This window comes from Flavobacterium sp. (assembly GCF_044371705.1).
GTDB lineage: Bacteria > Bacteroidota > Bacteroidia > Flavobacteriales > Flavobacteriaceae > Flavobacterium.
This window is the reverse complement of record NZ_JBILTE010000278.1, coordinates 1-2510: the sequence shown is the minus strand read 5'-3', so window position 1 is coordinate 2510 and position 2510 is coordinate 1. Positions and strand designations below refer to the sequence as shown.

At 38.1% G+C, this 2510-nt stretch carries 1 protein-coding gene; it reads right to left on the bottom strand.

Annotation, left to right across the window (positions count from 1 at the left end):
* A partial coding sequence (locus tag ACIQ2S_RS12955; protein WP_396176660.1) for a DNA polymerase III subunit alpha occupies positions 1 to 2510 on the bottom strand: 2510 nt, incomplete at both ends.

The following is a 2510-nucleotide window of genomic DNA, read 5'->3' as shown; positions in this document are numbered from 1 at the left end:
AACTCGGATAAAAGTTCATTGGATATTTGAACTTTTAATTTTCGACTTGGCATCGTTAATTTAGTAACCAGTTTAATCTCTTCCGTTGGAGGTTGCAGTTCCATTTCAATTTCCTCTAAATTTTCAACATCCAAATCTTCTTCAACCGATAAAACGACAGGCTTAATTTCAATTTCTCTACTGACTTTTTCTAATTCCATTACTTCAAAAGTTACTGTATTGTCACCTTTGAAATTTTTAAAAACAGTCCCTAACTCTTCAATTACTTGCTGTTTCAAGTCCATAATATTCATTTGAATCGTTAGTTTTTTTGCAAACTGCGTCAATACATCTTGTAAATATTGAATCATTTGAAACTGAATTCGCGGATCCCCCTTTTTTCCTGTTTCCGCATTGGCCCATCCTTCACGAACCATGACTTTCAAAAACGTGAAATTATTCTGTATGAGGAAATGTCTGAATTTTAAATACTCTTCGCCATAAATACGAAACTCATGACTCTCATCATAGCCTTCTAATGTAAAAGAAGCCCAGCCTTTTCCGTTTTGAGCTACACGATGTTGCACATTAGTAATAATGCCCCCAAAAGTGAGATTTTTATTGACGTGTTGTTCCAAGTGTTTCAATGATTCCAATTTAGAATTACAGAAATACTTCATTTCATACCGGTAATCATCCAAAGGATGCCCGGAAATATAAATCCCGACCACTTCTTTTTCTTTGGCCAGTTTTTCCATCGTGCTCCACTCTTCACAAGGAGGCACGACAGGCTCGGCAATTTGAATTTCACTGGCATCACCAAACAAACTTACTTGAGCGGAATTTTCATTTTCTTGGTATTTTGCTCCATATCGAATGGCCTTTTCCAAAAATGTCACATTATCGCCATCGTGATGAAAATACTGTGCACGATGCGTTTCAGAAAATCCGTCAAATCCTCCGGCTAAGGCTAAGTTTTCAAATGCTTTTTTATTAGCAGCACGCAAATCAATTCGCTTTCCTAAATCGAAAATTGATTTGTATTTTCCGTCTTTTAGTCGGTTTTGAACGATTGTTTCAACAGCTCCGGCACCCACACCTTTAATTGCTCCCATTCCAAAACGAACTGCTCCGCTGTCGTTTACGGTAAATTTATAGAAGGACTCGTTCACATCCGGACTTAATACTTTTAACCCCATCCGTTTACATTCTTCCATAAAAAACGACACTTGTTTGATATCGTTCATATTGTTAGAGAGAACTGCAGCCATGTATTCAGCCGGATAATGTGCTTTTAAATAAGCTGTTTGATAACCAATCCAAGCGTAACAAGTGGAATGCGATTTATTAAAGGCATAACTTGCAAAAGCTTCCCAATCTTTCCAAATTTTCTCTAAAATAGTTGCCTCGTGACCTTTAGACGCCGCTTGCTCTATGAATTTTGGCTTCATTTTGTCCAACGTTGCTCGATCTTTTTTACCCATGGCTTTCCGCAACACGTCGGCATCACCTTTGGAAAAATCGGCTAAAGATTGTGACAAAAGCATTACTTGCTCTTGATAAACTGTAATACCGTAGGTTTCATCTAAATATTCTGCACAAGCATCCAAATCATATTTTATTTCTTCTTCGCCGTTTTTTCTGCGAACAAAAGAGGGGATATATTCCAATGGCCCGGGACGGTATAATGCGTTCATGGCAATTAAATCGCCAAAAACCGTAGGCTTTAAATCGCGTAGGTATTTTTGCATTCCAACCGATTCGTATTGAAAAATACCCACTGTTTCTCCCCGTTGAAACAACTCGTAGGTTTTGACATCGTCGATGGGAAATTCATCCGGATCAAGTTCTACATTGTGACGGTATTTGACCAGTTTTACTGTGTCTTTAATTAAGGTCAATGTTTTTAACCCTAAAAAGTCCATTTTCAACAAACCAGCACTTTCAACGACCGAGTTGTCAAATTGTGTGACGTACAAATCGGAATCTTTTGCTGTAGCTACGGGTACAAAATTGGAAATATCATCAGGTGTAATAATGACACCACAAGCATGAATACCGGTATTTCGTAACGACCCTTCCAAAACTTTTGCTTGCTGAATGGTTTCTCCCGCTAATTCACGCTCATTTGCAATGGCAATTAATTCTTTGACCCGATCAAATTCATCCGAACGAACTGCTTTTTTAACCTCCTCTTCTTTTTCAGATAAAAATCGGGCAAGATTCCATTTCGCAGGCATCATGTTAGGAATCAATTTGGCCAATCGATCGGCTTCAAACAATGGCAAATCCAATACACGTGCCGTATCTCGAATGGCAGATTTAGTCGCCATTTTTCCATACGTTATAATTTGAGCCACTTGATTGGAACCGTATTTTTGAATCACATAATCCATGACTTTTCCTCGACCTTCGTCGTCAAAATCAATATCAATATCGGGCATTGAAACACGATCCGGATTTAAGAAACGCTCAAAAAGCAAATCATACTTTAGCGGGTCAATATTGGTAATCCATAAACAATAAGCAAC